Below are 1,928 nucleotides of genomic sequence, written 5' to 3' on the forward strand. Positions count from 1 at the left end.
GAAAGCGACTTCTTAGTAGTCGGAGGAGTAAAACTGGATCTGGAATGATCCAGTTAATCGTCCTCCCTAGAACAAGGTTAACGACCTTGATAGGGTGAAAGAAGTTAGTAATTTATGGTTTATTCAAAATGAGAACTTCCTAATAAATGTGATATCTATACCCAGAATACGTAAAATTATTGAGCAGAAATAAACATTGCAAGGCTTGAGTCGATAGATATCTCAATCTAAATTTCAGTTTTAGGATAGAAAGAATATATTTATTAAGCTGATGAATTGACTATCGGCATTCAAGGAATCTTTGTTTTATAGCCAATATGATGAAAAACCAAATTATCCAATTACTGGAATAATATTTGACACTAAAAATTAGTAAAGATAAATCTTGATAGCGAAATACAAATAGTACCTATCTATGTATTAAATATAAAGGTTAAAAAATAATAATAAACAAATTTTAAATCTTTTTATTTAAAAATTATTAATGAAACAAAAAATAAATTATTTTTTATAGGTATTTTTTGAATTAAAAAGATTTTTTGATAAAATTATTTATATTATTAATTATTATTATTAATTATTAAAAATAATTTTTTGAAATTAATTAAATTTTGAATTTAATAATATGTAAAAATAAATTGAAAAAATTAAATATTTATTTATAATTAAGTATGTCTTAAAGTGATTGTTAAAAAAATAAATAATTGATTCTTAATTTAATTAGTTTTAAATTTTTATCATATTTAATAAAATTATTTGTTTTTTTCACCAATTGAATTAGTAAAAAATAAATAGAAAGGGATTTCAATATTCATTAAGATGATTAAACGAGATAAAAATTTTATTTTAACCAATGTTATTAATGTTTCTAAATCTCAAATGAAAAATAGTTATTTTATAGCAGATTATTCTACTAGAATAGGAATTGCTATTAAAACTTTGTTTTTACTTATGGTTAGTTTGTTTACTGGTATATTTTATTTTCGTTTCTTATCTCTTTTTTCATTAGCTAATCAGTTACAATTAGCTTTTGCTTCTATAGCATTCATGTTTGTTGTAGGATTTTTTTTGATTTTGTATAGTGGTTTTTCTAAATATACTACCAATTTGAGAACAGTTTCTATTTTATATGCCTTATGTCAAGGAATATTTGTAGGTAGTTTTTTTAATGTAATAAATATTGTTTATTCAAATGTATTGCCTATTTTTATGTTCGCTTTGATATGCATTTGTTTTTTATTTGTATTTATGAATTTTTTATATTCTTTGGGTTTTGTACAAGTTAATTCTCAATTGAAAATTTTTCTAATTATATTATCTGTATGTTTAATTTTTTTTGTGAATATAAATTTATTTATACAAAATAATTTTTTAGGATTTATAATTTCTATTATTAGTATTGTGGTTGGCTCTTTAGAATTAGCTAGAAATTTTGCTGCAGTAGATTTTTTAGTTCAAAACCGTTTAGATGCAAAATACGAGTGGCCTTTGGCTTTTTCTTTTCACATGATTTTAATTAATTTATTTATAGATTTTATTATTTTGTTATTGAGGTTTATGGATTTTCGAGATAATAAGAGATCAATTATGTAATTAATAATATTAAATAAAACAATATTTATTAGTTAGTTAAGTTATTTAATTATTTGAAAAAAGATTGTTATTTATTATGAAAATAGAGCCAAATATTGCTAAATAACCTATCACCAGTGTGATAAACACTGAAAGGTTAAGAACGGTTCTCGAAAGGAAACCATCAAGAATTACAGTAGTTCTTAAAGGTAGTTTGCGACGGAAGTAGTTAGTCAAGAAGATACCGCCACCGAATCATTTCATGGAGAAGCCTAAAATGGTCTAAAAAGGAAATCGATGTAATATTAAATCTGTCTTGTAAATTGCTTAATCGAACGGTCCAGAGTCTATTAGTA

Annotated in this window: 1 protein-coding gene; it reads left to right on the forward strand. The window is 22.9% G+C overall.

All coding sequences use genetic code 11. The annotated features are described in order from the left end of the window. Window positions 1–819: 819 nt before the first annotated feature. A complete protein-coding gene (locus OC701_RS02615; RefSeq protein ID WP_304514528.1) occupies window positions 820–1,593 on the forward strand; it encodes a Bax inhibitor-1/YccA family membrane protein in 774 nt (257 codons plus the stop codon). Window positions 1,594–1,928 lie beyond the last annotated feature (335 nt).

The organism is Candidatus Phytoplasma bonamiae (assembly GCF_030586845.1).
Classification (GTDB): Bacteria; Bacillota_I; Bacilli_A; order Acholeplasmatales; family Acholeplasmataceae; genus Phytoplasma; species Phytoplasma bonamiae.

Coding starts and splice junctions, on each gene's coding strand:
- OC701_RS02615 (WP_304514528.1), top strand. CDS start 820: ATGATTAAACGAGATAAAAATTTTATTTTAACCAATGTTATTAATGTT.